Source organism: Stenotrophomonas sp. 05L414_2, assembly GCF_056397905.1.
In genome coordinates this window covers 1-1,733 of the sequence record NZ_JBFTOJ010000302.1, presented here as the reverse complement: position 1 = coordinate 1,733, position 1,733 = coordinate 1, and the positions used below count along the sequence as shown (strand labels likewise).

Annotated in this window: 2 protein-coding genes; both read left to right on the top strand. The window is 65.2% G+C overall.

Annotated features, from left to right (window positions below):
* The coding region (locus tag AC1DJN_RS21835; protein WP_478040240.1) for an Orn/Lys/Arg family decarboxylase at nucleotides 1-965 on the top strand (965 nt) is incomplete at its 5' end.
* A gap of 28 nt (nucleotides 966-993) precedes the next feature.
* On the top strand, nucleotides 994-1,733 hold a 740-nt coding region (locus AC1DJN_RS21830; RefSeq protein WP_478040238.1), incomplete at its 3' end, for a cation diffusion facilitator family transporter.

Here is a 1,733-nt window from a genome sequence, read left to right as displayed (position 1 = left end):
ATGTTGCCTCGAAGATGATGGAAGGGGATGCGGGGCGTTCGCTGGTGCAGGAAATGCATGACGAGGCGATCGCCTTCCGCAGGGCGATGCTGCACGTACGCGACGATCTGGGCCGCGATGACTGGTGGTTCAGCGTGTGGCAACCGACAAAGGTCGAGCGCAGCCTGGACAAGGGCGATACACCGGCACCGCTGGTCGCCAAGCGCGAGGAGTGGTACCTGCAGCCCGATGCGCATTGGCACGGGTTCGAGAACCTGGTCGATGACTATGTGCTGATCGATCCGATCAAGGTGACCCTGTTGACGCCGGGGCTGTCGATGGACGGCAGCATGGGCAAGCTGGGCATCCCGGCTGCGGTGCTGAGCAAGTTCCTGTGGGGCCGCGGCATCACCGTGGAGAAGACCAACCTGTATTCGGTGCTGTTCCTGTTCTCGATGGGCATCACCAAGGGCAAGTGGAGCACGCTGGTTACCGAGCTGATGGCGTTCAAGGAGCTGTACSACCGCAACGCGCCGCTGACCCAGGCGCTGCCGTCGCTGGCCGCCGATTATCCCCATGCCTATGCCGGCTGGGGCCTGCGTGACCTGTGCGACGCATTGCATGCGTTCAACCAGGAGTTCGCGGTGGCCAAGGTGATGCGTGAGATGTACGTGGACCTGCCGACGCCGGTGATGACCCCGGCCGATGCCTACAACCACCTGGTGAAGGGCGAGATCGAGCGGGTCGACATCGAGCAGATCAGCGGCCGYATCGCYGSMACGATGCTGGTGCCGTATCCGCCGGGCATCCCSACGATCATGCCSGGCGAGCGSTTYGGCGMCMACGACGAACCGATCATCCAGTCGCTGCGCATCGCCCGCGAGCAGAACGCGCGCTTCCCGGGCTTCGAGTCGGACGTCCATGGCCTTATCATCGAGCGCGATGGCGACGTGCCGTCCTACAAGGTGGAGGTGCTGAAGGCCTGAGCCGGTACGGTCGGCCCTTCGGCGGACGATGGATACCGCGCGCGAGCAACGCATCCTGAAGTTCTCGATCGGGGTCACCGTGGCGGTCAGTGCGGTCGGCTTCATCGGTGGCCTGCTGGTGGGATCGCAGGCCATCCTGTTCGACGGCATCTACAGCCTGGTCGACGTAGCCCTGACCCTGGTGTCGTTGTCGGTGCTGCGGCTGGTGGCGCGGGAGCACAGCCCGCGCTTCCAGTACGGCTATTGGCACCTGGAGCCGATGGTCGAGGCGCTGGGCGGGGTGATCCTGTCGCTGGCCTGCGTGTATGCGCTGGCCAACGCGGTGATCGGCTTGACCACCGGCGGGCACGAAGTGAAGTTCGGACCGGCGCTGTGGTGGGCGGCGCTGCTGAGTGCCAGCAACCTGGGCATGGCCGCGTTCGTGGCCCAGCGGGCCCGCAGGCTGCAGTCGGCATTGCTGTGGCTGGATGTGCGCGGCTGGTTGCTGGGGGGCTTGATGAGCCTGGCGGTGGTGCTGGCCTTCGTATTGGCGCTGGTGCTGCATGGTGGCCAGTGGCACTACTGGGTGCCCTATCTGGATTCGATCGTACTGGCGCTGATCAGCCTGGCGGTGTTGCCGGTGCCGGCGCGCAGTGCGTGGAAAGCCATGCGTGAAGTGTTGCAGGTGGCGCCCGATGACCTGGACGAGCGCGTGCAGCAGGTGATGCAGGCATTCGTGGCCGAGCATGGCTATGCCGGCTTCACCAGCCATGTAGCGAAGATGGGGCG